The organism is Gryllotalpicola koreensis (assembly GCF_039538185.1).
Lineage (GTDB): Bacteria > Actinomycetota > Actinomycetes > Actinomycetales > Microbacteriaceae > Gryllotalpicola > Gryllotalpicola koreensis.
Genome location: NZ_BAABBW010000002.1, coordinates 97538 through 122425 on the forward strand (window position 1 = coordinate 97538; position 24888 = coordinate 122425).

27 protein-coding genes and 1 tRNA gene are annotated in these 24888 nt (G+C 70.0%); 14 read left to right on the plus strand and 14 right to left on the minus strand.

From position 1 onward, the window contains the following. Positions 1–29: 29 nt before the first annotated feature. Positions 30–650 carry an oligoribonuclease gene (gene orn, locus ABD708_RS05375; protein WP_344752272.1) on the minus strand — a complete coding sequence of 207 codons (621 nt, stop codon included), beginning with the start codon at positions 648–650 and terminating at the stop codon, positions 30–32. Positions 651–690: 40 nt separating this feature from the next. Between orn and ABD708_RS05380 the strand changes: the two genes are divergently transcribed. Continuing rightward, the gene (locus tag ABD708_RS05380; protein WP_344752273.1) at positions 691–951 is read left to right on the plus strand and encodes a thioredoxin domain-containing protein; all 261 of its coding nucleotides are present in this window, start codon (positions 691–693) and stop codon (positions 949–951) included. 24 nt (positions 952–975) lie between these two features. Next, positions 976–1048: transfer RNA gene (locus ABD708_RS05385), tRNA-Arg, on the plus strand. A 71-nt stretch (positions 1049–1119) separates the two neighbouring features. Here the strand turns inward: ABD708_RS05385 and ABD708_RS05390 are convergent. Next, positions 1120–1341, minus strand: coding sequence for a PLD nuclease N-terminal domain-containing protein (locus ABD708_RS05390; RefSeq protein ID WP_344752274.1), 222 nt, complete (start codon positions 1339–1341; stop codon positions 1120–1122). 92 nt (positions 1342–1433) lie between these two features. Here ABD708_RS05390 and ABD708_RS05395 point away from each other — a divergent pair, with 92 nt between their 5' ends. Then, on the plus strand, positions 1434–2210 hold the full coding sequence (locus ABD708_RS05395) for a DUF899 family protein (RefSeq protein WP_344752275.1): 777 nt from the start codon (positions 1434–1436) through the stop codon (positions 2208–2210). Between the two features lie 9 nt (positions 2211–2219). Here ABD708_RS05395 and ABD708_RS05400 read toward each other — a convergent pair whose 3' ends face one another. Both ABD708_RS05400 and ABD708_RS05405 read right to left on the minus strand, forming a co-directional pair. Further along, complete coding sequence (locus ABD708_RS05400; RefSeq protein WP_344752276.1) at positions 2220–4298, minus strand: NAD(+) synthase; 2079 nt, start codon at positions 4296–4298, stop codon at positions 2220–2222. A 39-nt stretch (positions 4299–4337) separates the two neighbouring features. Beyond that, the gene (locus ABD708_RS05405) at positions 4338–5123 is read right to left on the minus strand and encodes a hypothetical protein (RefSeq protein ID WP_344752277.1); all 786 of its coding nucleotides are present in this window, start codon (positions 5121–5123) and stop codon (positions 4338–4340) included. 22 nt (positions 5124–5145) lie between these two features. Between ABD708_RS05405 and msrA the strand changes: the two genes are divergently transcribed. The 6 genes from msrA (at position 5146) to ABD708_RS05435 (ending at position 9630) form a co-directional block, all read left to right on the plus strand. Next, the gene (gene msrA, locus ABD708_RS05410; RefSeq protein ID WP_344752278.1) at positions 5146–5673 is read left to right on the plus strand and encodes a peptide-methionine (S)-S-oxide reductase MsrA; all 528 of its coding nucleotides are present in this window, start codon (positions 5146–5148) and stop codon (positions 5671–5673) included. A gap of 140 nt (positions 5674–5813) precedes the next feature. Beyond that, positions 5814–6398, plus strand: a complete 585-nt coding sequence (locus ABD708_RS05415; protein WP_344752279.1) for a single-stranded DNA-binding protein — start codon at positions 5814–5816, stop codon at positions 6396–6398. Between the two features lie 80 nt (positions 6399–6478). Further along, complete coding sequence (locus ABD708_RS05420) at positions 6479–6973, plus strand: DUF6993 domain-containing protein (RefSeq protein WP_344752280.1); 495 nt, start codon at positions 6479–6481, stop codon at positions 6971–6973. Between the two features lie 15 nt (positions 6974–6988). After that, a complete protein-coding gene (gene ettA, locus ABD708_RS05425; RefSeq protein WP_344752281.1) occupies positions 6989–8671 on the plus strand; it encodes an energy-dependent translational throttle protein EttA in 1683 nt (560 codons plus the stop codon). Beyond that, entirely contained in the window at positions 8671–9216 is a 546-nt protein-coding gene (locus ABD708_RS05430; protein ID WP_344752282.1) for an acyl-CoA thioesterase, read from the plus strand. Before ettA ends, ABD708_RS05430 begins: the two co-directional genes overlap by 1 nt. A gap of 33 nt (positions 9217–9249) precedes the next feature. Then, positions 9250–9630 carry a RidA family protein gene (locus ABD708_RS05435; RefSeq protein WP_344752283.1) on the plus strand — a complete coding sequence of 127 codons (381 nt, stop codon included), beginning with the start codon at positions 9250–9252 and terminating at the stop codon, positions 9628–9630. 112 nt (positions 9631–9742) lie between these two features. Here the strand turns inward: ABD708_RS05435 and ABD708_RS05440 are convergent, their stop codons facing one another. Next, positions 9743–10186: a QcrA and Rieske domain-containing protein gene (locus tag ABD708_RS05440; protein WP_344752284.1), complete on the minus strand. Its 444-nt coding sequence runs from the start codon at positions 10184–10186 to the stop codon at positions 9743–9745. A 22-nt stretch (positions 10187–10208) separates the two neighbouring features. Next, positions 10209–11120 carry an acyl-CoA thioesterase gene (locus ABD708_RS05445; RefSeq protein WP_344752285.1) on the minus strand — a complete coding sequence of 304 codons (912 nt, stop codon included), beginning with the start codon at positions 11118–11120 and terminating at the stop codon, positions 10209–10211. 23 nt (positions 11121–11143) lie between these two features. Between ABD708_RS05445 and ABD708_RS05450 the strand changes: the two genes are divergently transcribed. Further along, a complete protein-coding gene (locus ABD708_RS05450; protein ID WP_344752286.1) occupies positions 11144–11803 on the plus strand; it encodes a DUF8185 domain-containing protein in 660 nt (219 codons plus the stop codon). Between the two features lie 80 nt (positions 11804–11883). On the opposite strand, the gene ABD708_RS05455 is transcribed toward ABD708_RS05450, so the two are convergent. The 8 genes from ABD708_RS05455 to pepN all read right to left on the minus strand — a co-directional run bounded on the left by ABD708_RS05455 (position 11884) and on the right by pepN (position 21537). Continuing rightward, positions 11884–13563 (minus strand): FAD-binding dehydrogenase, encoded by a 1680-nt coding sequence (locus tag ABD708_RS05455; RefSeq protein WP_344752287.1) that lies wholly within the window; start codon positions 13561–13563, stop codon positions 11884–11886. Then, the gene (locus tag ABD708_RS05460) at positions 13560–13970 is read right to left on the minus strand and encodes a globin (RefSeq protein WP_344753347.1); all 411 of its coding nucleotides are present in this window, start codon (positions 13968–13970) and stop codon (positions 13560–13562) included. The genes ABD708_RS05455 and ABD708_RS05460 overlap by 4 nt, the downstream gene beginning before the upstream one ends. 38 nt (positions 13971–14008) lie before the next feature. Beyond that, complete coding sequence (locus ABD708_RS05465) at positions 14009–15094, minus strand: mechanosensitive ion channel family protein (RefSeq protein WP_344752288.1); 1086 nt, start codon at positions 15092–15094, stop codon at positions 14009–14011. 44 nt (positions 15095–15138) lie between these two features. Then, positions 15139–15744, minus strand: a complete 606-nt coding sequence (locus ABD708_RS05470) for a response regulator (RefSeq protein WP_425553260.1) — start codon at positions 15742–15744, stop codon at positions 15139–15141. Positions 15745–15782: 38 nt separating this feature from the next. Continuing rightward, positions 15783–17048, minus strand: a complete 1266-nt coding sequence (locus ABD708_RS05475; RefSeq protein ID WP_344752290.1) for a sensor histidine kinase — start codon at positions 17046–17048, stop codon at positions 15783–15785. A 12-nt stretch (positions 17049–17060) separates the two neighbouring features. Then, complete coding sequence (locus ABD708_RS05480) at positions 17061–17975, minus strand: ABC transporter permease (RefSeq protein ID WP_344752291.1); 915 nt, start codon at positions 17973–17975, stop codon at positions 17061–17063. Then, positions 17972–18883, minus strand: a complete 912-nt coding sequence (locus ABD708_RS05485) for an ABC transporter ATP-binding protein (protein ID WP_344752292.1) — start codon at positions 18881–18883, stop codon at positions 17972–17974. Before ABD708_RS05485 ends, ABD708_RS05480 begins: the two co-directional genes overlap by 4 nt. Before the next feature lie 92 nt (positions 18884–18975). Then, positions 18976–21537 (minus strand): aminopeptidase N, encoded by a 2562-nt coding sequence (pepN, locus tag ABD708_RS05490; protein ID WP_344752293.1) that lies wholly within the window; start codon positions 21535–21537, stop codon positions 18976–18978. Positions 21538–21582: 45 nt separating this feature from the next. Between pepN and ABD708_RS05495 the strand changes: the two genes are divergently transcribed. From ABD708_RS05495 to ABD708_RS05510, 4 genes are all read left to right on the plus strand, one after another. Continuing rightward, on the plus strand, positions 21583–22185 hold the full coding sequence (locus ABD708_RS05495; RefSeq protein ID WP_344752294.1) for a mycothiol-dependent nitroreductase Rv2466c family protein: 603 nt from the start codon (positions 21583–21585) through the stop codon (positions 22183–22185). Between the two features lie 86 nt (positions 22186–22271). Continuing rightward, positions 22272–22973, plus strand: coding sequence for an ABC transporter ATP-binding protein (locus ABD708_RS05500; protein WP_344752295.1), 702 nt, complete (start codon positions 22272–22274; stop codon positions 22971–22973). After that, a complete protein-coding gene (locus ABD708_RS05505) occupies positions 22970–24307 on the plus strand; it encodes a permease (RefSeq protein ID WP_344752296.1) in 1338 nt (445 codons plus the stop codon). The genes ABD708_RS05500 and ABD708_RS05505 overlap by 4 nt, the downstream gene beginning before the upstream one ends. A gap of 85 nt (positions 24308–24392) precedes the next feature. Then, the gene (locus tag ABD708_RS05510; protein WP_344752297.1) at positions 24393–24881 is read left to right on the plus strand and encodes a ribose-5-phosphate isomerase; all 489 of its coding nucleotides are present in this window, start codon (positions 24393–24395) and stop codon (positions 24879–24881) included. The last annotated feature ends 7 nt before the right edge of the window (positions 24882–24888 follow it).

Genomic DNA, 24888 nt, shown 5'->3' on the forward strand with positions numbered 1-24888 from the left:
GAAGAAGAGCGGGCAACCCGTCAAGTGTATTACATGCGAGGGGCCCACTCGTTCACCACGTCGGTGGCGAGGGCGAGGGCTTCTTCGCTCGTGGGGCCGGGTTCGGACACGAACACGGCCTTGCGGTAGTAGTCGAGCTCACGGATCGACTCGAGGATGTCGGCGAGCGCGCGGTGGCCACCGGCCTTCTCGGGAGCCTGGAAGTAGACGCGCGGGAACCAGCGGCGCGAGAGCTCCTTGATGGAGCTGACGTCGATCGAGCGGTAGTGCAGGTGCGCGTCGAGGCGCGGCATGTACTTCGTGATGAACATGCGGTCGGTGCCGATGGTGTTGCCGGCCAGCGGCGCCTTGCCCTCGTCGGGCACGTGCGCCAGCACGTACTCCATGACCTCGTATTCGGCCTCGGCGAGACTCTTGCCGTTCGGGATCTCGGTGATCAGCCCGCTCGTCGTGTGCATGTTCGTCACGAACTCGCCCATGCCGGCGATCGCCTCGTCGCTCGCCTTGATGACGATGTCGATGCCCGCGTCGACGGGCTTGAGGTTCGAGTCGGTGATCACGACGGCGATCTCGACGAGCTCGTCCTTCTCCGGGTCGAGCCCCGTCATCTCGCAGTCGATCCAGACGAGACGATCAGAGGCAGCAGACATGCCTCGATCCTATTGCGCACCTCTTGCTTAGGCTGGGAGGGTGCAGTTCACCCTTTTCACCTCCGCGTTCTGCGGGCCGTGCATGGCGACGCGCGCGGTCCTCGCCGAGGTATCGCGCCTGGTGCCGGGGGCCGCGGTGGTCGAGAAGGACGTGGTGCGCTACGAGGCGGATGCCGAGGCGGCAGGCATCCGTTCGACACCGACCGTGATCGTGACGGATGCCAGGGGAGCCGAGGTCTTCCGCGCCGAGGGCGTGCCGACCCTGAACCAGGTTCTCGTCGCGGCGGCGCGGGCGTTGTAGGCGCTCCGGTAGCCTTGAGCGCGAGCCCCCGTAGCTCAGCGGATAGAGCAGGAGCCTTCTAATCTCTTGGTCGCTGGTTCGATTCCAGCCGGGGGCACGTCCGCCTCATCGAGACGTTCCGAAACGGGGTTATCGTCGCGCAGAAGCCCTTTTTCGCGCGTCTCGCTGTCAGCCTTTGCGGCCGAAGAAGAAGTAGGTCAGCGGGCCGAACCAGTTCACGAGGATGACGGGGATCCAGGCCGGCTTCGGGCCGTTGACCTCCTCCTTCGGGCGGCCCGCGAGATCGGTGAAGGCGAGCACCGCGAGCGAGACCTGAACGGTCCCCGCGACGACGACGCCGATGCGGGCGGCGGGGGAGAGATCCGAGAACTTCTTCGTGTTGCGGCTCACGGGAACATTGTGCCCCGCGGCGGCCTCTTGCGGGCGAGATGTCGATTCGCAAGGCTCGGCTTCGACCAGAGGGTGACTCGAGGAGGAGCACCATGACCACCACTGACGTTCGGAACCCCGCCGCCACCGGCCGCCCGCCCGCCGCCGACCTGGCGACCTGGCGGGCCGCCCGCGACGAGCTGCTGGCGCGCGAGAAGGCGCACACCCACGAGGGCGACGCCATCGCGGCCGCGCGCCGGCGACTGCCGATGGTCGAGATCGACGGCGCGACCGAGGTGGTCGGCGCCGCCGGCCCCGTCCCGTTCCGAGACCTCTTCCAGGGCCGCAACGAGCTCATCGTCTACAAGCACATGTGGCACGACGGCGCTCCGTTCCAAGGGCAGTGCGAGGGCTGCACCGTCAGCGCCTGGCAGCAGCGTGACGCGGTCTACCTCAATGCCCGCGGAGTCTCCTTCGCGATCCTGACCGAGGGCCCGTGGGAAGAAGTCCCGCCCTACCTCGAGTTCATGGGCTACACCCAGCCCTGGTACTCCGTGCGCGGCGTCGACGCGCCGATCGGCGGCGAGATGGGCCACTTCACCGTGTTCCTGCGCGACGGCGACCGCGTGTTCCTCACCTACGACACGACGGGTCGCGGCACCGAAGCGCCCGACGCGTCGTTCGCGCTGCTCGACATGACCCCGTACGGCCGCGGCGAAGCGTGGCAGGACAACCCGGACGGCTGGCCAGAGGGTCAGCGAGCATGCTGGTATTGGCGATCGGATGCCTCAGGCGAGCCCACCTGGGAGACGAGCCGCCCCGTGCCGCAGTGGACCCGCCCCGGCGCGACCCCGGTCACCGAGCTCGGCCGCCACGAGCATCATCAATGAGCTTGCTAGCTAGCTCTGTGGGAACGCAGACCGCAATTCTGCGAGCCACGTCGTGGCCGAGGAATCCGACGGCGCGCGCCAGTCGCCGCGCGGCGAGAGCGAGCCGCCGGCCGCGACCTTCGGCCCGTTCGGAACGGCGGTGCGCTTGAACTGCGCGAAGCCGAAGAAGCGCTTCAGGAACACCTCGAGCCATGTCACGATCTCGTCGGTCGTGTACTCGACCTTGGACGCGTCGGGGAACCCCGCAGGCCAACTGCCGGCCGAGGCATCCGCCCACGCCTTCGTCGCCAGCCAGGCGATCTTGCTGGGCCGCAGACCATAGCGCAGCACGTGGAACAGCGCGAAGTCGTGCAGCGCGTAGGGGCCGATCGTCTTCTCGGTCGACTGGGCGACGCCGTCCGCGCCGACGGGCACGAGCTCGGGCGAGATCTCGGTCGCGAGCACGCGCTCGAGCACCTCCGACACCTCGGAAGAGAACAGGCCCGAGCCGCTGACCCAGCGGATCAGGTGCTGCATCAACGTCTTCGGCACGCCCGAGTTCACGGCGTAGTGCGACATCTGGTCGCCGACGCCGTAGGTCGCCCAGCCGAGCGCGAACTCCGAGAGGTCGCCCGTGCCGACCACGATGCCCCCGCGCTGGTTGGCGATGCGGAACAGGTAGTCGGTGCGCAGGCCGGCCTGCACGTTCTCGAAGGTCACGTCGTAGACCGGCTCGCCGTCGGCGTACGGATGCCCGATGCGGCGGAACATCTCCTCGGCGGTCGGCTTGATGTCGAGCTCTTCGAAGGTGACGCCGAGGGCGGCGGCCAGCGCGTAGGCGTTCGACTTCGTGGCATCCGATGTCGCAAAACCGGGCATGGTGACAGCGATGATGTCGCTGCGCGGCCGGCCGAGCCGATCGAGCGCCTGGGCGCACACGAGCAGCGCGTGCGTCGAGTCGAGCCCGCCCGAGACGCCGATGACGAGTTTTGGTCCGCCGATCGCCGTCATGCGCTGCTCGAGCCCCGAGACCTGGATGTTGTACGCCTCGTAGCAGTCCTGCGCGAGCCGCGCCGGGTCGTCGGGCACGAACGGATACCGGTCGACCGCGCGCTCGAAGCCGATGTCCGCGGTCGGCGGGTTCAGCTCGAACGTCACGCGGCGGAACTCGGCGACGCGCCGGTCGAGCGCGCGGCGGTTGTCGTCGAAGGTGCCCTGGCGCAGCCGCTCCTGCCTGAGGGTCTCGACGTCGATGTCGGCGATCGCGATGCGCGGCCCGTCGGGGAAGCGATCGGTGGCGGCCAGCAGTCGGCCCGTCTCGTAGATCAGCGTCTCGCCGTCCCACGAGAGATCGTTGCTCGACTCGCCCGTGCCGGCAGCGGCATATACATAGGCGGCGAGGCACCGCGCCGAGGCCGACTTCGCGAGCAGCTGGCGGTCGTCGGCGCGGCCCACGGTGATGGGGCTGCCCGAGAGGTTCAGCAGAACGGTCGCGCCCGCGAGTGCGGCCTCGGCGCTCGGCGGCACGGGCACCCACATGTCCTCGCAGACCTCGGCGTGCACGACGAGGCCGGGCACATCGGATGCCTCGAACAGCAGCTCGGGCCCGAAGGGTGCGTCCTGCCCGGCCACCTCGATGGTGCCGCCGCGCTGGTCGTCGCCCGGCGCGTACCAGCGCCGCTCGTAGAACTCGCGATAGTTCGGCAGATACGACTTCGGCGCGACCCCGAGCACCCGCCCGCGGTGGATCACGACCGCGCAGTTGAAGAGGCGGTTGCCGTGCCGCAGCGGCGCGCCGACGACGAGCACCGGCAGCAGCGAGGCGGATTCCTTGACGATGCGCCGCAGCGCGGCATCCACCCCGTCCAATACCGCGTCCTGCAGCACGAGGTCGTCGTGCGCGTAGCCGGTGAGGCAGAGCTCGGTGAACACGGCGACCGCGACGGACTTCTCATCGCACGCCCTAACCTGCTCGAGCAGCCGCTCGGCATTCGCGGCTGGGTCCGCGATCACGAGTGGGAAGGTCACCGCGGCGATGCGGGCGAAGCCCTGCGCATAGGCGCCGGCATCCGCGCCGAGCGAGCGCGCGCTCGCGAGACCGTCAGTCATGCAGCAAGTCTTGCAGACGGGCCAGCGGGCGCAGCAGAACTACGCCGTGTAGCGCTCGGGGGCCTGCTCCTCCTGGTGCAGGTACGCGGGTGCCTTGGGCAGCTGGGCCATGGCCTCGGTCGGCAGCTCGACGGCCGGGTTCTGCGCGGGCGCTGCGGCGGGAGCAGGAGTCGCAGCCGGGGCCGCGTACTTCTCGTGGTGCTGCTCGGCGACCCACTTGTCCTGCTCGGCGTCCAGCTGCCCGGTCGGCGTGCCCGACTCGAACCGCCAGCGCTCGAGGTCGCCCGCGAAGATGCGCTTGGCGCGGCCCGGTTTGTTCTGCCACTCGATGAGGCGGTCGCGGAACTCGGCGACGACAGGGTCGAGCTGGTAGCCGAAGGTGGCCGAGTTGCGCTTCATCTCGGCGAGCTGGTGGCTCGCCCAGTTCGCGGCGATGCCCGCGCCCTTGATGGGCAGCAGCCGCACCTGGATGTCCGCTTGACCGACGGCGCGGTCGCTGAGCACCTGCTCGCCGGGGGTCAGCGAGTTCCAGACGGATGCCTCGGTCGCGGCATCCACCAGCGCGGCGATCGCCGCCGCCTTCTGCTGGCGCTCGGTGCGAGCAAGGACGCCGCGCACGGTGCCGCGGGCGATCCAAGCGGCGATGAGGCCGGAGATCACGATGCCGACGAACAGCACCGCGATGGCGAAGATGAGGGAGCGGTTGCCGGGGTCGGTGAACCAGCTCACGAAGTCGTTCCACAGCTGCATGCGGCGAGGGTACGACGAGCCCCGGCCCGAGCCGGGAACTAACGGCGGCGTGCCGTGGTTTGACACCATGGACATGACTTCACGAAAGGGGTCCAACATGCAGACCTTCGTTCTCGCAGGCGGGTGCTTCTGGTGTCTCGACGCCGTCTACCGCACGCTGCGCGGCGTCAGCGACGTCGTCAGCGGCTACACCGGCGGAACGGTCGCGAACCCGAGCTACGAGCTCGTGTGCACCGGAACCACGAACCACGCCGAGGCGGTCGCCGTCACCTTCGACGAGACCGAGATCCCGGCATCCGTCATCCTCGACGCGTTCTTCACCCTGCACGACCCGCGCCAGCTGAACAGGCAGGGCGCCGACGTCGGCACGCAGTACCGCTCGGCGATGTTCTACGCGGATGACGAGCAGAAGAAGCTGTTCGAAGAGGCGATCGAGCGCGCCAACGAGATCTGGGGCGGCGGCGTGGTCACCCAGCTCGAGCCGCTCGGCGAGTTCTATCGCGCCGAGGAGTACCACCAGGACTTCTTCGCCAAGAACCCCGGCCAGGGCTACTGCCTCGCGGTGGCGCTGCCCAAGGTGAACAAGGTGCGCAAGGCCTTCGGCGAGTACGTCCGCGCGGCGTAGCCCGAGAGCTCTTCCCCAGCACAGCCCCCGGATTCGCGGATTCGTCCCCGATCCGGGGGCTTCGTCATGTGAGCGGATGCCTGTGCAGATCACACTCGTGGGAACCGCGCCGCCTCGGCGCCGATCAGGGAGGTTCCGCAATGAGTTCCAGCATCACCGTTCGCGGCTTCGTCGCGACCCAGCCCAAGCACACCGTGATCAACGGGCTGCCCATCGCCAGCTTCCGCCTGGCATCCACCGACCGCCGCTACAACCGCAGCACCGGCCAGTGGGAGAACGGCGCGACGAACTGGTTCAGCGTGAGCTGCTTCCGCGAGCTCGCGACCAACGTCTTCGCGAGCGTGAACAAGGGGGACCCGGTCATCGTGGAGGGCCGGCTCAAGGTGTCCGAGTGGAGCGCGGGCGGCAAGTCGGGCATCGACGTCGAGATCGACGCCGACGGCGTCGGGCACGACTTCCGCTGGGGGAAGTCTCGGGGCTTCGACCGCCCGGCGAAGCCCCGCACCGGGCGCGACGACGGCGCACCCGGTGTCGGCGATGAGCAGCTGCCGCCCGACGACCGCGCCGACGAGCCGTCATTCCTGCCGGCCGAGAACGACGGCGATCTCTGGGCGAACCCGGCCACGGCGATCTCGTCTGCGACGACGACGGATGCCGGCGATCCGGCGACCTTCGACCTTGTCGACATCGACGAGGACACCGGCGAAGTGCTCGAGGACGCGTAGCGGGCCGCCCGGGGTCCTGCTGGCTGCGCCCCGTAGACTCGACCGAGGTCCGCCGCCGGGTGGGCCGGTGAGGGGAAGACGTGCGGGTCGGTCGAGCGCTGCCGCTGGCCGCTGCTGGCGTCGTCGCGCTCGCCCTCGCGCTCACCGGCTGCACCGGCACGGGCTCGCACGCCGACGCCCCGAGCCCGACGCAGACCGCGTGGACAGAGGCACCGACGGACAGCCCGGCGCCGACCCCGGGCGCGACCGCGTTCGTCTCTTCGGGAACTGCGGCGCAGAATCAGCCGGTGTTCGACGCGGCGATCCGCAAGGTGCTCGCGAAGAACGCGGAGGCCGATGGGAACGCCGTCGTGGCCGCGCTCAAGGCCGCGGGCTTCCCGATGAACGCCACGCAGGTGAGCCAGAGCACGACCTCGGCGAACCTCAAGCCCGGCTCGATCATGGTGGGCGTCAAGGTCGGCGACTCGTGTCTGGTCGGGCAGTGGGGCGCAGCGGTCGACGGCTATCAGTCGACGGTCGCGCCGGTGCTCGGCTCGGGCGGCTGCCTCATCGGCGGTATCCCCGTAGTGGGCTAGTTAGACTCGATCAACGTGGCTGACTACATCTATTCCATGGTCCGCGCCCGCAAGGCCGTGGGCGACAAGGTGATCCTCGACGACGTGACGATGGCGTTCCTGCCCGGGGCGAAGATCGGCGTGGTCGGCCCGAACGGCGCCGGTAAGTCCACGATCCTCAAGATCATGGCCGGCCGCGACCAGCCGAGCAACGGCGAGGCGCGGCTCAGCCCGGGCTACTCCGTCGGCATCCTGATGCAGGAGCCCGAGCTCGACGAGGACAAGACCGTCCTCGAGAACGTGCAGCAGGGCGTCGGCCCGATCAAGGCGAAGGTCGACCGCTTCAACGAGATCTCGGCCGCCATGGCCGACCCCGACGCCGACTTCGACGCGCTGCTCGCCGAGATGGGCACCCTGCAAGAGGAGATCGACGCGGCGGACGCATGGGATCTCGACTCTCAGCTCGAGCAGGCGATGGACGCGCTGCGCTGCCCACCGTCGGACGCGATCGTGAGCGTTCTCTCCGGTGGTGAGAAGCGCCGCGTGGCGCTGTGCAAGCTGCTGCTTGAGAAGCCCGACCTGCTGCTGCTCGACGAGCCCACTAACCACCTCGACGCCGAGAGCGTGCTCTGGCTCGAGCAGCACCTCGCCAAGTACCCCGGCGCCGTGCTCGCCGTCACCCACGACCGCTACTTCCTCGACCACGTCGCCGGCTGGATCTGCGAGGTCGACCGCGGCCGCCTCTACCCCTACGAGGGCAACTACTCGACCTACCTCGAGAAGAAGGCCGAGCGCCTCGAGGTGCAGGGCAAGAAGGACGCCAAGCTCGCGAAGCGCCTCGACGAGGAGCTCGCCTGGGTGCGCAGCAACGCCAAGGGCCGTCAGGCCAAGTCGAAGGCGCGCCTCGCCCGCTACGAGGAGATGGCCGCAGAGGCCGAGCGCACGAGGAAGCTCGACTTCGAGGAGATCCAGATCCCTGCGGGCCCGCGCCTCGGCGACATCGTCATCGAGGCCAACGACCTGAAGAAGGGCTTCGGCGAGCGTGTGCTGGTCGACGGGCTGAGCTTCACGCTGCCGCGCAATGGCATCGTCGGCGTCATCGGCCCGAACGGCGTCGGCAAGACGACGCTGTTCAAGACCATCGTCGGCTTCGAGGAGCTCGACGGCGGCACGCTCAAGATCGGCGACACGGTCAAGATCTCGTACGTCGACCAGAGCCGCGCGAACATCGACCCGAACAAGACCCTGTGGGAGGTCGTCAGCGACGGCCTCGACTACATCCAGGTCGGCAAGACCGAGGTGCCGAGCCGGGCCTACGTCTCCACCTTCGGGTTCAAGGGGCCCGATCAGCAGAAGAAGGCGGGCGTGCTCTCCGGCGGTGAGCGCAACCGCCTCAACCTGGCGCTCACGCTCAAAGAGGGCGGCAACCTGCTGCTCCTCGACGAGCCGACCAACGACCTCGACGTCGAGACCCTGTCGAGCCTCGAGAACGCGCTTCTCGAGTTCCCCGGCTGCGCCGTGGTGATCACCCACGACCGGTGGTTCCTCGACCGCATCGCGACGCACATCCTCGCCTACGAGGGCACCGAGGAGAATCCGGCGAACTGGTATTGGTTCGAGGGCAACTTCGAGGCCTACGAGGAGAACAAGGTGCAGCGCCTGGGCGCCGATGCCGCCAAGCCGCACCGCAGCACCTATCGCAAGCTGACGCGCGACTGATGACGGAGACCGCGCAGGCGACGGATGCCGCAGCCGCGGCATCCCGTCGCATCCACGTCCCCACGGTCATGCGCTTCAGCGACCTCGACGCGTACGGCCACGTCAACAACGTCGCCATGCTGCGCTTCTTCGAGGAGGCGCGTGTGCAGGCGTTCTGGGCGGGCGACCCCGACGAGGAGGGGCACCTCGACCCGGGCCCGTTCGCGGACACCGCCATCCTGCGCTCCAAGCCCGGCGAGGGCACCCTGACCGTGCTCGCCCATCAGGAGATCGAGTACCTGGCGCAGATCCCGTTCCTGCGCTCCCCGCTCGACCTGCAGCTCTGGATCGGGCACATCGGCGGCGCGAGCCTCGACATGTACTACGAGATCTACTCGCCGGTGACGGCCAGGGAGCGCGTGCTGTACGCGCGTGCCGCGACCACGCTCGTGCTCGTCGATGCCGAGACCGGCCGCCCGCGCCGCATCGGCGACGCGGAGCGCGCCGCCTGGGAGCCCTACGTGGGCGAGCCCCTGCAGTTCCGCCGCGGCTCGGGCGTGCGCTAGACAGGTCGGCCGCGCCGCGGCACGATGAGCGCCATGCGCGAGGTCATCTCCACCCCGGCGGCGCCGGGCTCGCCCTTCTACAGCCAGGCCGTGAAGGCCGGCGGATTCGTCTACATCTCGGGCCTCGTCGGTGTCGACGTCACGACCGGGACGGTGGCCGGCTCGACGATCCAGGAGCAGACCAGGCAGGCGCTTACGAACTGTGAGAGCGTGCTGGCGAGGGCGGGCGGCACCCTCGACGACGTCCTCGAGGTGGGCATCCTTCTCGTCGACCCCGACGACTTCGCCGGCATGAACGAGGAGTACGCGCGCTGGTTCCCCCAGAACCCGCCCGCGCGCTATGCGGCGAAGCTGGGAGCCGTGCTGCCCGGCGTCCTCATCTCCGTTCGCATGACCGCCTACGTCGGGGTCTAGCGGAAGGGATTTTGACGCGCACCCGGCGTGTCGGGGGCGGTGGGCGGCGTGTCGGCGCGAATCTCTTCCGCTGGGAAGGCGGGCGCGTGACCGCGGCAGCGGATACGCCGGCCTACGCGTCGAATTCCAGGCTCGAGCCGTTCACGGTGATGGTGACCTCGTCGAGCGGCCGCGTCGCGGGGCCGTGGGTCGCCTTCCCTGTGAATGCGTCGAACTTCGAGCCGTGGCACGGGCACTGCAGCTCCGAGCCGGCGGCTGCGACGATGCAGCCCTGATGCGTGCACACGGCGGTGTGCGCGACGAACTGGCCCGACTTCGGCTGGGCGATCGCGATCGCCGGGTTCGACTGCGAACCCGTCTGCACGATGACAGAGCCGCCGACGGGCACCTGCGACGCGGCGACGGATGCCTTGCCCGATGCTGCCTTCGTCGGAGTGACGTCCCCGCCCGAGTCGCCGGGGGCATGCCCGTTCGTGGGGGAGCAGGCGGCGAGGGCGAGGGCGGTGGCGCCGGCGCCGGTCACGGCGAAGGCGGCTCGGCGAGTGATGCGGGTCATATCGGCATCCTGTCGCGTTCGCCTAGGCGCCTGCTGTGCCGCCGACAGCGGCCTCGTCGGCCGCACTGTCGGGCGCGCGCAGCATGCCCTCCTGCGCGACGGTCGCGGCGAGCACGCCGTCCTGCCGGTAGATGCGGGCGTGCGCGAGACCGCGGCCGCCCTGCGCGCTGGGGGAGTCCTCGACGTACAGTAGCCACTCGTCGGCGCGGGCGGGCCGGTGCCACCACATGGCGTGGTCGAGGCTTGCCATCTTCAGCCCGGGCGTCGCCCACGCGAGGCCGTGGCGGCGCAGCACGGGCTCGAGGATCGTGTAGTCGCTCGCATACGCCATCGCCGCGCGGTGCAGCACGGGGTCGTCGGGCAGCGTCGCCTTCGCCTTGAGCCACACCGCCTGGTGCGCGACGCGCTCGCCCGTGTCGTCGAGCGGCAAGTAGACGGGGGCATCGATGTAGCGGATGTCGAAGGGGCGGGCGGCGGTCCAGAACTGAGCGGCGGGGTGCTGGATGCCGGCGAGCAGCTCGCTCACCGTCGGCAGCGACTCGGGCCCCGGCAGGTCGTGCGGCATGTCGACCTGGTGCTCGATGCCGCCCTGGTCGATCTGGAACGAGGCGATGAGCGACATGATCGGCACGCCCTGCTGGAAGGTCTGCACGCGCCGGGTCGAGAACGAGCGGCCGTCATGGATGCGGTCGACGCCGAGCGTGACACCGAGCTTCACGTCGCCGGGCCTGAGGAAGTAGCCGTGCAGCGAGTGGATGATGCGCTCGTCGGGCAGCGTGCGCGACGCCGCGACGATCGACTGGGCGAGCACCTGGCCGCCGAAGACGCGGCCGTGCGGCATCCACTGGCTCGGACCCGTGAAGATGTCCTCGTTGGTGCGCGCGTGCGTGTCCGTCAGATCCAGAGCCGTGAGCATCGCGGTGACCGGGTCCATGTCTCGTAGTCTATTCAGAGCCCATGAGTTCGACTTTCTCGCTCGACGACGCCCATTCCGTCTCCGACCTGCAGACCTATCTGGGGCGCGCCGGGCGCGTCGAGAACGGGTCTGTGCGCCTGGTCGCCGCAGCCGGTGTGCTCGCCGCATACACCGCTGTCCTCTACCCGCACGGACTGCTCGACCAGACGCCGACGGTCCTCGGGCTGCGCACCTTCCGCACCGCGTCCGACACCGAGTTCGACGCCGTCGTGCCGACCCGCTCGTTGCTCGACCGGCTCGCGCGAGCCGACCCTGCGCAGATCCGCCTTCCGCTCGAGGTCTCGACGGTCACGTGGGCGGGCATCTCGCCGCCCCGAGGCGGCTGGCAGCGCGTGGGGGCGACGGATGCCGCGCTGCTGAAGCGCGTCGCCGCCGAGGGCATCGCCGAGGTTGCCCGGGCGATCCCCGAGGGCACCGGCGAGCAGCTCGTGTGGCGCGTGCGCGGCTCGGTGTGGGGCGCGCCGATCGACGAGCTCGGAGACGTCGCGGCCGGTGTTGCGTTCGCTGCCGACTCCCTGGGATTCCTCGGCGGTGACGATCGCGAAGAGATCGCGATCTTCGAGACCGGCCCCTGGACGAGGCTCTCGATGCGCCGCGGCCACGTGCTGGTGAAGCGCGCGGCCTGGTCGCTCAGAGGCTAGCCGCACCAGATCGTTGAGGAGCCGCCCTCGCGAAGCGATCGTCCGGGCAAGATCGTTTCGAGACGCGCCTGCCGCGCTCCTCAACGATCGGAGACTGCCCGGCCGGCGACGCGACCGCTGAAGAGGCATCCGCCCAGGAACGTCCCCTCGAGCGCGCGGTAGCCGTGCACCCCGCCGCCGCCGAAGCCGGCGACCTCGCCCGCGGCGTACAGCCCGGGCAGCGGCTCGCCGTCGATGCCGAGCACGCGCGACGAGAGATCGGTCTGGATGCCGCCGAGGCTCTTCCTGGTGAGGATGTGCAGCTTCACCGCGATGAGCGGGCCGGCCTTCGGGTCGAGGATGCGGTGCGGGGTCGCGACCCGGCCGAGCCGGTCGCCCAGGTAGCGTCGCGCCTCGTGGATGCCCGCGATCTGCGGGTCCTTGCTGTACGGGTTCGCAAGCTCGAGATCGCGCTCGCGCAACTGCCTCTCGATCAGAGCGGTATCGAGCGGGGCATCCGTCTTCGCCTTCATGCCCGCGAGCAGCTCAGGTAGCGTGTCCGCGATGACGAAGTCCTCGCCATGCTGTTTGAACGCCTCGACGGGTCCGGGGGCGCCTGGCGTGACCCGCTTCAGCACCCGGCCCCAGTCCTTCCCGGTCAGGTCGGGGTTCTGCTCGCTGCCCGAGAGCGCGAACTCCTTCTCGATGATCTTCTGGGTCAGCACGAACCAGGTGTGGTCGTAGCCCGTCTTCTGGATGTGCTCGAGCGTCGCGAGCGTGTCGTAGCCCGGGAAGTTCGGGGCGGGCAGCCGTCGGCCGACGGCGTCGAACCACATCGACGACGGCCCCGGCAGGATGCGGATGCCGTGCATCGGCCAGATCGGATTCCAATTGACGATGCCCTCGGTGTAATGCCACATGCGGTCGGTGTTCACGAGCCGGGCGCCCGCCGCCTCGGCGATCGCGAGCATGCGCCCGTCGACGTGCGCGGGAACGCCCGAGATCATCGTCGCCGGGGGAGTGCCGAGCCGCTCCGGCCACGACTTCCGCACCAGCGCGTGGTTGCCCCCGATGCCGCCCGTCGCGAGGATCACGGCCGGGGCGCGCAGCTCGAAGTCCCCGACGACCTCGCGATTCGAGGACTGCCCGCGCTCGATCTCGTCGTCGGCGAGCACGGCGCCGCGGATGCCGGTGACTGCGCCCGCCTCGACGATGAGCTCGTCGACGCGATGCCGGTGGCGCAGCGCGACGCGCCCCGCTGCCGCGGCGGTCTTCACCCGGTCGGCGAACGGCTGCACGACCCCGGGGCCCGTGCCCCAGGCGATGTGGAAGCGCGGCACCGAGTTGCCGTGGCCGCCCGCCGACCAGCCGCCGCGCTCGGCCCAGCCGACCAGCGGGAAGATACGGATGCCCTTCGAGCGCAGCCAGGAGCGCTTCTCGCCCGCGGCGAACTCGAGATAGGCATCCGCCCATCTCCTGCCCCATGAATCTTCGTCTGGCCGATCGAAACCGGCCGTGCCGAACCAGTCCTGCCGGGCGAGCGCGAGAGAGTCGTGTACCCCGAGGCGGCGCTGCTCGGGGGTGTCGACCAGGAACAGCCCGCCGAACGACCAGAACGCCTGGCCGCCGAGGGCGACCGCCGGCTCCTGGTCGACGAGCGTCACTCGCTTGCCGGCCTCCAGCAGTTCGCACGCGGCGACGAGTCCGGCCAGCCCGTGGCCGACGACGATGGCATCAGAGTTTTCTCCAGCAGCGGACCCCGTTGTCCTGACAGCGCTCACGCCTCGAAAGTATTCACCATCGCGTGCGCGGCGCGTTCCAGGTAGGCCCAGAGTGTCGCGTCCTGCAACGGTGGCAGCGCGAGATCGTCGAGCGCGGCGCGCATGTGCGCGAGCCAGCGGTCGCGGGCGTCGGGGTTCACCGTGAAGGGCGCGTGCCGCATCCGCAGCCGCGGGTGGCCGCGCTGCTCGGAATACGTCGTCGGGCCGCCCCAGTACTGCTCGAGGAACATCAGCAGACGCTGCTCAGCCGGGCCGAGATCGGCTTCGGGGTACATCGGCCGCAGCACTTCATCGTCGGCGACGCCGCGATAGAACGCGTGCACGAGCCGCTCGAATGTCGGCCGGCCGCCGATCTGCTCGTAGAACGAGCCGCCCGCCTGCACGCCGTTCTCGGCGCTGCGCAGCATGATCGGCTGGGCGCTCGGTGCGGGAGCGGTCTCGTCGCTCACAGCTCTCCCTCCGGAGGATTCACGTCGGGCGGTCCGGCGTCGTTCGGCTTGCGGCGCACGGTGCGGCGCTTGGGTTTCGGCTGCTCCGCCTGCACGGCGGGCAGCGGTCGGGTGCGCGGCGGGTGCGCGCCGTTCACCGACGAGATGTTCTCGAAGCCTGAGAGGATCGGGTTGGTGAGCGACGGCACGGTCACGTTCATCTCACGCGCCGTGTCGAAGATGCGCGCGTTGAGCTCGTGGGCGACGTCGTCGCGCGCGGTCGAGCGGGTCTTCACGGCGACGCGCAGCACGACCATGTCGGTGGAGATCGACTGGATGCCCCAGATCTCCGGCTTCTCCATGATGCGCGGCCGCCACTTCGGCTCGCGGGCAAGGGCTTCTGCGGTCTGCAGCAGCCGGCTCTGCACCTCTTCGACGTCGTTCTCGTAGCCGACGGCCACGTCGACGATGACCCGGCTCCAGCCCTGCGACATGTTGCCGACGCGCAGGATCTGCCCGTTGCGCACGTACCAGAGGGTGCCGTTCACGTCGCGGATCTGGGTGGTGCGGATGCCGACGGCCTCGACCACCCCATCGGTCGCGAGGCTCACCATGCCCGCCTCGACGATGTCGCCGACGCCGAGCTGGTCCTCCATGACCATGAGCAGCCCGTTGAAGATGTCGCCGATCACGTTCTGTGCGCCGAAGCCGAGGCCGGCGCCGATCGCCGCCGACAGGATCGCGAAGGAGGCGAGCACGCCGGGGGCGAGCACCTGCAGCACGAGCAGCAGGGCGATGACCCACACCACGACGTTCGCGATGTTGGTCAGCACCGAGCCGAGCGTGCGGGTGCGCTGCACGACGCGCACGGTCGCGACGGGGGAGACCTGCAGTGCCTGCGTCGTCTCGACGCCCTGGGCCTTCTTCACGGTGTTCACGATGCGGTGCACGATGTGCCGGATCGCGATCCGCAGGATCCACGAGGCGATGATCGCCCCGATCACGATCAGCACGGCGGAGCCGAAGCGGAAGATGGCGGTGCCGAGCGGTGTCGCGAAGAACTCGCTCAGGCCATGCCAGAAGTCGTTCGTTGCGGTGTCCACGGGAGTCGCATTCAGCATCGCGGTCCAGTCTACGAATCGGAAGCTCAGACGAGCCCGTGCTCGTAGGCGAAGATCACGGCGTGCACCTGGTCCCGCAGCGCCAGCTTGGCGAGCACGCGGCCGACGTGGGTCTTCACTGTGGATTCGGTGAGGAACAGCTCCGCGGCGATCTCGGTGTTCGACAGACCGCGGCCGATCGCGACGAGGATCTCGCGTTCGCGCGGGGTGAGCGCCGCCGCGGCATCCGTGCCGTCGCCAGAATCACCGGGCAACTGTGCGCCGAACAGCTCGATCATGCGCCGGGTCACGCGCGGCGAGACGGCCGCGTCGCCGCCTGCCACGGCGCGGATCGCGGCGAGCAGCTCCTCGGGGCGGGCGTCCTTCAGCAGGAATCCGCTCGCACCCGCCCGCAGCGCGCCGAACGCGTACTCGTCGAGGTCGAAGGTGGTGAGCACGAGCACCCGCGTCTCCGGCAGCTCGACCGCGATGTCGGCGGTGGCGGCAATGCCGTCGACCCCGGGCATCCGCACGTCCATCAGCACCACGTCAGGACGGGTGCGGCGCGCGAGTTCGAGAGCGGAGGCGCCATCGGATGCCTCGCCCACGACCTCGATGTCGGGCTGAGCCTCCAGCACCATGCGGAAGCCCATGCGGACGAGGGACTGGTCGTCGGCGATGGCGACACGCGTCACGTGCTCTCCTTCGATCGAGGTTGCGGGTTTCGGGGAAGCGCGGCGGCGAGGTGCCACCCCGCTCCGTTGTCGTGGTGGCCGGAAGACAGGGTGCCGCCGAGCGATGCCACCCGTTCGCCAAGCCCGATCAGGCCCCGTCCGGCGCCGACCGACGGCGTCGGCATGCCCGGCAGCCCGTCGTCGTCGACGACGACCGCGATAGGGTCGCCGTCGGCGTCGATGAGCACCTCGACGCGCGTCGGTCCGTGCGAATAGCGCAGCGCGTTGGTCAGGCCCTCCTGCACGATGCGGTAGACGGCGAGCTCGAGGGCCGGGTCCTCGGGCAGCGCGCCCTCGCTGCGGAAGGCGATCGGCAGGCCGAGTTCCCGGAAGCGTTCCACGAGCCGGGGCAGATCGGCGGCCGTCGGCTGCGGGGCGAGCGTCGCCTCCTCGCGGTCGCTGCCGAGCACCCCGAGCATCTGGCGCATACCGGAGAGCGCCTCGCGCCCCGTGTCGGCGACCTGTCTCATCGCGGCGGCGGCGCGCGCGGCATCCGTCTGCGCGGCGAGCGCCGACCCGTCGGCCAGCGTGACCATCACGGTCAGCGAGTGCGAGACGACGTCGTGCATGTCGCGCGCGATGCGCGCCCGCTCGGCGACGGCGGCGAGCAGAGCCTGCTGGTCGCGCTCGCGTGCGAGCTGGCGCGCCCGGTCGATGAGCGCCGCGAGGTAGCGCTTGCGGTTGCCGACCGTGATGCCGATGGCGAGCGCGATGAGCAGCTCGAAGCCGAAGATCGGCACCCACTGGGCGGGAAGGTGGGAGGCGGTGCGGGCGGCTCCGAAGGGGGAGGCGAGCCACACATACAGCGTCGAGGCGGCTTCGACGATTCCGGCGCCGACCCACGCGGCGGCGTTGGAACGGTACACGGCGAGGCTGTACACGCCGAAGACGGGGATCAGCTCGGAGGCGCCGGTGTCGGTGAACGGCACCGGGATCAGCGCGATGCAGAGCACGCCGAACGCGAGGACCGGGCGAGTGCGGCGCAGGCGGATACCGGCGCAGGAGGCCACGACGAGAAGGGCGGCGATCACCGCACCCCAGCGGCCGAGCGCCGTGTGGGAGCTCGTGATCAGCGAGATGAGCGTGATCAGGGTGGCGGGCAGCCCCCAGAAGATGGCGATGAGCCAGTCCGCGAGCTGCTCGTGCCGCGCCCAGAATCGCCGGACGACCCCCGGCTGGCGAGGCAGCCGGAGGTCGTCGTGGGCGTCAGGAGCGGCGGTCACGCGACTCCGCGATCAGGCGTCGCGACGCTTGAGGAGCGTGATCGCGGCGATGCCGACGGCCAGCACCTCCGCACCCAGAACGCCGAAGCCCTGCCAGCCGTTGAGGCTGATGGTGTCCGAGGTGGCCGAGACCGTGGTCTGGCCCCCGCCGGTCGTCTGCGCGGCCGTCGAGGCGTCGCTCGCATACGCGAACAGCTGCCCGCCTGCGTTCGACGGCAGGAACGCGCTGACGTCGGCGGGCCAGTGCGTGCCGCTCAGCAGAGCGCTCAGGATCTGCAGGATGAGCGGCGCGACGAGCAGCAGGCCCAGGGTGATGGCAATGCCGCCGGCGCTGACGCGCACCAGGCTGCCGATGCCGAACGCGAGCAGGGCGATCAGCACGACGTAGACCGAAGAGCCGAGGATCGGCAGGAAGATCTTCGAGTCGCTGAGGCTGAAGTCGACGTTCTGCCGCCCCAGGATGGGGTGCACGGCGAGAGCGGCGATCCAGGTCGACACGGCGCTCACGACGAAGGTCGCGACGGCCAGCACGAGTGCCTTGGCGAAGAACGCGCCGAGGCGCCGCGGGTCGGCGGTGAACGTGCTGCGGATCATGCCCGTGGCGTATTCGCCCGAGATGATCAGCACGCCGAGCACGCCGACCACGAGCGAGGTGAAGTTCACTCCGAGCGTGACGACGGTGACGGCGATCGTCCCGGCCGAGTCGCCGGTCAGATGCGGGTTGCTCGTGCCGCCGAAGTTGCCGACCGAGGCGATCAGGATCGGGAAACCGATGTTGAGCACGAACAGGATGCCGAAGCACCACATGGTCGAGCGGATGCTGCGCAGCTTGATCCACTCGCTGCGGACCAGCCGGGGGAAGCTCAGGCGGATGTTGTCGAGCCCCGCGAGCGCGTTGCTCTGCGTGGGTGCGGTTGCCGTGGTCATGACACCACCTCCGAGTGGTATTCGACCTCGTCCTGGGTGAGTTCGAGGTAGGCCTGCTCAAGGCTGGCCGTGACAGGGGTGAGTTCGTGCAGCACGACGCCGGCGCGGGCCGCGGCCTCGCCGATGGCCTGCGCATTGATGCCGTTGACCGACAGCGCCCCGTCGGCCGCTTTCTGCACGTTGACGTCGGGCGATGCGATCGCCCCGATCAGCAGATCGGGAGTGGGCGTGCGCACGGTGACGCGCTGGCCGGATGCCCCCGAGAGGATCTCGCCGATCGGGGCATCCGCCAGCACCTTGCCGCGTCCGAGCACGACGACATGGTCCGCCGTCTGCGCCATCTCGCTCATCAGGTGGCTCGAGAGGAACACGGTGCGGCCCTGCGAGGCGAGGTAGCGCGAGAGCTGCCGCACCCAGAGCACGCCCTCGGGGTCGAGGCCGTTGACCGGCTCGTCGAGGATGAGCGTCTGCGGGTCGCCGAGCAGCGCGACGGCGATGCCGAGGCGCTGGCCCATGCCGAGCGAGAAGCCGCCGACCCGCTTCTTGGCGACCGACTCGAGGCCGGTCATGTGAATCACCTCGTCGACGCGCGTCTTCGGGATGCCGTGCGTCGCGGCGAGGGCCAGCAGGTGGTTGAACGCGCTGCGGCCGGTGTGCACCGCCTTCGCCTCGAGCAGGGCGCCGACCTGTCGCAGCGGGTCGCGCAGGCTGGCGTAGGGCCTGCCGTCGATGGTGGCGGATCCCGAGGTCGGGCGGTCGAGCCCCATGATCATGCGCATGGTGGTCGACTTGCCGGCGCCGTTCGGGCCAAGGAACCCGGTGACGACTCCGGGCTGGGCGGTGAACGAGATGTCGTCCACCGCGAGCTTTGGACCGTACCTCTTCGAGAGGTGCTGGATTTCGATCATGCGCCCACCGTATTGAAAACGGGCCCCGGCAGGCATCAGCCGCGGGGCCCGTTTCGAGGCGCGGACGCCTCAGACCTGGGTACTACGAACGATCAGTTGTCCGCTGCCTGCACGCGCAGCGCGCGCTTGACGCGGGCGAGGTTCTCGACCACGAGGCGGCGCAGCGCGGCGGGCTCCGGGTTCGCGTCGACCCAGGCGCGGGTGGCATCCGCCAGCTCCTGGTTCGCGAGCGTGAACGGATAGAGCCCGTTGATGAGCCCGGCCGCGATCGCGTAGCTGCGCGAGTCCCAGATGGTGCGCAGGCTGTCGAAGTACTTCGCGATGTAGGGCGTGAGCAAGGCAGGGTCGTGCGCGCGCTGGAAGCCGGCGCCCGTTGCGCGGACGATCAGGTTGGGCGCGCCGTCCTGTTCGACGACGGAGGCCCAGGCCGCGGCCTTCCCTGCGGCGGTCGGCAGCGCTGCGCGGGCGTGGGCTGCCGCCTGGTTGCCGCTCGCGGTGTTGTCGCCCGCGAGCGCCGCGTCGATCTCCTCGGTGCCGGCCTTGCCGCCCACGACGAGCGACTGCAGCAGCTCCCAGCCGAGGTCGGTGTCGACCTCGAGCCCGGGCAGGGCGACCGAGCCGTCGCGGAGCCCGGCGACGGTCGCAAGCTGCGCGTCGGTGCGCGCGAGCTGCGCGAACACCTTCACGAACTGGAACTGCGCATCGCTGCCCGGCTCGGCCGCCTGCGCGAGGGCCCAGATGCCGTCGGCTGCCGCGATGCCCGCGGCCTCCTGGCGCGCGGGCGCAACGTAGGCCCCCACCGACAGCACGAGCTGGTTCAGGGCGGTGCGCATCGTGGTCGACCCGGTCTCAGCGCCGACGTTGTTCAGCACGAGCTGCACGAAGTCGCTCGCCTTCGCCTCGGCGTCGCGCGTGGCATCCCATACGGCGCCCCAGACGATCGAGCGCGCGAGCTCGCTGTCGATCTTGCCGAGGTGCGCGATCGCCGTCTGCAGCGAGCGCTCGTCGAGCCGGATCTTCGCGTAGGCCAGGTCGTCGTCGTTGAGCAGCACGAGGTCGGGCTGTGCGAGCCCGACGAGCTCGGTCACCTCGGTGCGCTCGCCGTCCACGTCGAGCTCGACGCGGTGCGTGCGCGACAGCTTGTCGCCTGACAGCGTGTAGAAGCCGATCGCGAGCCGGTGCGGGCGGATCGTCGGGTAGTCGGATGCCGCGGACTGCAGCACCGCGAACGAGGTGATGTTGCCCTCGGCATCCGTCTCGATGTCCGGTCGCAGCGTGTTGACGCCCGCCGTCTCGAGCCACTTCTTCGACCAGTCGGCGAGGTCGCGCCCGCTCGTCTTCTCGAGCTCGGCGAGCAGGTCGGCGAGCGTGGCGTTCGAGAACTCGTGCTTCACGAGGTACTCGTGCACGCCGGCGAGGAACGCGTCCTGCCCGACCCAGGCCACGAGCTGCTTGAGCACCGACGCGCCCTTGGCATACGTGATGCCGTCGAAGTTGACCTGCACGTCTTCGAGATCGCGGATGTCGGCGACGATCGGGTGCGTCGAGGGCAGCTGGTCCTGGTTGTACGCCCACGACTTCTCGGTCGAGGCGAAGGTCGCCCAGGCCTCCGTCCACTCAGTGGCCTCGGCGGTGGCAAGCGTCGACGCGTACTCGGCGAACGACTCGTTGAGCCAGAGGTCGTTCCACCACTTCATGGTGACCAGGTCGCCGAACCACATGTGCGCGAGCTCGTGCAGCACCGTGACGACGCGGCGCTCGCGCACGGCATCCGTCACCTTCGACCTGAAGACGTATGCCTCGGTGTGCGTGACCGCGCCCGCGTTCTCCATCGCGCCGGCGTTGAACTCGGGCACGAAGACCTGGTCGTACTTCGCGAAGGGGTAGGGGTAGCCGAACTTCGACTCGAAGAACGCGAAGCCCTGCCGGGTCTTCTCGAAGATGTAGCCGGCGTCGAGGTAGGGCACGAGCGACTTGCGCGCGTAGACGCCGAGGGGGATCGTGCGGCCGTCGGCCGAGGTGAGCTCGCTCGTCTCGCCCTGGTACGGGCCCGCGATGATCGCGGTGATGTACGAGGACAGCACGGGCGTCGGGTCGAAGACGAAGGTGTGCGCGTCCTTGAGGGATTCCCCGTCGATGGGCCCCGAGAAGATCGGCTCGGGGGTGGGGGAGTTGCTGATGACGATCCAGTCCGACGGCGTCGTCACCGTGAACTGGAAGCTCGCCTTGAGGTCGGGCTGCTCGAACACCGCGAAGACGCGCCGCGAGTCGGGCACCTCGAACTGCGAGTAGAGGTACACCTCGCCGTCGACCGGGTCGACGAAGCGGTGCAGGCCCTCGCCGGTGTTCGTGTAGAGCGCGTCGGCGACGACGACGAGGGTGTTGGATGCCGCGAGCTCGGGCAGCTGGATGCGCACTCCGTCGTTGACGGCCGCCACATCGAGCTCTGCGCCGTTGAGCTTCACCGAGTGCACGGTCTTCGAGATGAAGTCGATGAAGGTCGACGCGCCCGGGGTCGCCGAGAAGGTCACCTTCGTCTCGCTGCGGAAGACCTCGGGGCCGGTCGTCAGGTCGAGTTTGACCTCGTAGGCGTGGGTCTGGACGACCGCCTTGCGTTCGGCGGCTTCGATTCTCGTGAGGTTCTCTCCGGGCATGACCTCAACCCTACGTAAGTCGCACGGGCGGAGTAGAAACGAGGCATGGCTACCTCCGTTGACTTCTGGTTCGACCCCTCGTGCCCCTGGGCCTGGATGACCTCGCGCTGGGTCGACGAGGTGAGCGGTGCGCGCGAGCTTGGCGTGACCTGGCACATCATGAGCCTCGCGATCCTGAACGAGGACAAGGATGTGCCGCAGAGCTACCGCAAGAACTTCCCGCGCTACCTGCGCTACGCGCGGCTCGTGACGGCTGTCGAGCAGCTCGAGGGGCAGGCGAAGGTGAAGCCGCTGTACGACGCGCTCGGCACGCGCATCCACCCGGGCGGCTCGAAGGACGCCGACGAGGTAATCGCCGGCGCGCTCGCCGAGGTGGGCCTGCCCGCCGAGTACGCGGCCTATGCCGACAGCGACGCGTACGACACCGAACTGCGCGCGAGCCACAATGACGGCATCGAGCGGGTCGGGCAGGAGGTCGGCACCCCGATCATCGCCGTGAACGGCGCCGCGTTCTTCGGCCCCGTGATCTCGCCGACGCCGCGCGGCGAGCAGGCGCTGACGCTGTGGGACGGCATCGTCGCCGCCGCGTCGTACGACGGCTTCTTCGAGCTGAAGCGCACCCGCACGAGGGCACCGCAGTTCGACTGATCTAGGTCGGCGGTATGACGGATGCCGCCGCGATCCCCGCCTCGCGGCCGATGCGCCCGGCATCCGTCGCCAACCAGCCTTGAGGCATGCAGAACCTCATCGAGGCCCGCAGCCTCTTCAAGGACTTCGGGCCGACCCGCGCCCTGCGCGGCGTCGACCTCGCCGTCGCGGCGGGAGAGTCCGTCGCGATCATGGGCCCCTCCGGCAGCGGCAAGACCACGCTGCTGCACTGCCTCGCCGGCATCGAGACGCCGGGCGCCGGGCAGGTGCTGTTCGACCGGCTGGGCGAGGTCGTCGATGTCGCGGCTCTCTCCGACCGCCGCCGCAGCGAGCTGCGCCGCACGGCGTTCGGCTTCGTCTTCCAGCAGGGCCTGCTGCTTCCCGAGCTCACGGCCGGCGAGAACGTGGCGCTTCCCCTGCTGCTGCTCGGCAGGCCGCGAACGGATGCCGAAGCCGAAGCCGCCCGTCTGCTCACCCTGCTCGGCATCGGCGACAAAGCGGGCGCGCGCATCGGCGAGCTCTCCGGCGGCCAGCAGCAGCGCGTCGCCATCGCCCGCGCCCAGGCGGCACAGCCGTCGGTCGTCTTCGCGGACGAGCCGACCGGCGCCCTCGACTCCGTGACCTCTGCCGAGGTCATGACCGCGCTGCTCGCCTCGACGGTCGGGTCGGGGCGAGCGCTCATCGTCGTCACGCACGACGCCGGTGTGGCCGCCCGCTGCGACCGGACGCTGCACATGGCCGACGGGGTCATCGTCGAGGCGCCGGCCCGCGTGGGGGAGGCGTCATGAGGCTCGTCGCCCTCACCCGGGTGTTCGCGCGCCGCGCCGGCGGCGACGCCGCCACCCTCGTGCTGTCCGTGGTCGCCTTCGCCGTCGTGACGCTGTGCACGACGGTCGTCACCGGCGGCGCCTTCGCGTTCTTCACCTTCACCGGCCCGAACGCGAGCACCTACCGCATCCTCGCGCTGCTCGCGCTCATCCTGCTCGTGATCCCGCTCGCCTCGCTCGGCGGTGCGGCGGCCCGTCTCGCCGCCCGACGCCGGGACACCAGGCTGTCCAGCCTGCGGCTGCTCGGCGCGTCGGCGGGCCTCGTCTCGGCGCTCACGGTCGTGGAATCGACGGCGGTCGCCCTCGCGGGGGCGGTGGTCGGCGCCGCGGCATCCCTGCTCGCCCTGCCGCTCTTCGGCCTGTTGCACTTCGATGGCCGGGCGCTCGGCGGCGCCATCTGGCCGCCGTTCTGGGTGTTCTTCGCGGTCATCGGCGCCGTCGCCCTGTTGAGCGCTGTGAGCGCGACCATCGGCCTGCGCTCGGTCGTGCTCACGCCGCTCGGTGTGCGCACCCGCGTGGTGGGCGCGCGCGTCCGGTGGATCCGGGTCGTGATCGGCGCCGTCGTCGTCATCGGCGCCTACGTCGCGCTCAGTGCGCTGAATCTCATCGGCGGCATCGGCGGCATGATCCTCATCTACGCGGTTCTGCTCGGCTGCTTCGCGGCGGTGCTGTCGGTGCTCGGTGCGGTCGGCCCGGTCGTGCTGCGGATGTTCGGGCGCCGCTGGCTGAAGCGGGCTGCTCGGCCCGCCCGGCTGATCGCCGCGCGCACCGTTCTCGACGACGTGAAGGCGGCGTGGCGGCAGGTCGGGGCGCTGTCCTCCGTGAGCTTCGTCGCGGTGTTCGCGGGTGTCGGCGTCGCGCTCACGGGCTCGGACTCGACGAGCTCGGTCGCGCGGCTCCTCGCTGCCGACATCCGCACCGGCGTCGTCCTGACGCTGATCATGTCCTTCGCGATGGTCGCCTGCGCGATCGGCGTCAACCAGGCGGCGGCGATCCTCGACCGCCGTGCGCTCTATGTGAGCCTTGATCGGGTCGGCATGCCGGTAGGAGTGATGGATGCCGCGCGCCGACGCGCCGTGATGGGCCCGCTGCTCGTCGTGACGATCGGCTCGGCCGTCACCGCCGCGATCGTGATGTTCCCGCTCACCGGCTACGCACTGCTGGTCAAGCCGCTCGCGGTCGGGATCATCGCGGGCTGCCTCGCGCTCGGCATCGCGCTCGTCTGGGCGGGCCTCGCCGCGACGCGTCCCGTCCTCACGCGCGTTCTCGCCACAGGCATGCCGGATCCCGCGTGATCGCTACGCTGATCCGCCCGCCGGTCCCCGCCCGGCGGGCCCGCGAGGGCGCCGTACACGCCGCCGCCCTCGCTACGCTGAATCCATGCGCATCCACATCGCCACGGACCACGCCGGACTCGACCTCAGCCAGAAGATCCAGGCGCATCTGCGCGAGGCGGGCCACGAGGTCGTCGACCACGGCCCGACGGCGTACGACGCGCTCGATGACTACCCGGCGTTCTGCATCAACGCGGCGCAGGCGGTCATCACCGACCAGCGGGCGGGCACCGAGGCGCTCGGCGTCGTCTTCGGCGGCTCCGGGAACGGCGAGCAGATCGCGGCGAACAAGGTGAAGGGCATCCGCGCCGCTCTCGTCTGGAACGACTCGACGGCGCTGCTCGCCCGCCAGCACAACGACGCGAACGTCATCTCCATCGGCGCGCGCCAGCACACCGAGGACGAGGCGATCCGCTTCATCGACCTGTTCATCGCCGAGCCGTTCAGCGAAGAGGAAAGGCACGCGCGCCGCATCGCCCAGCTCGCCGAGTACGAGGCCACCGGCGACATCGCCGGCAAGGGCGTCGACCACTGACGGAGGC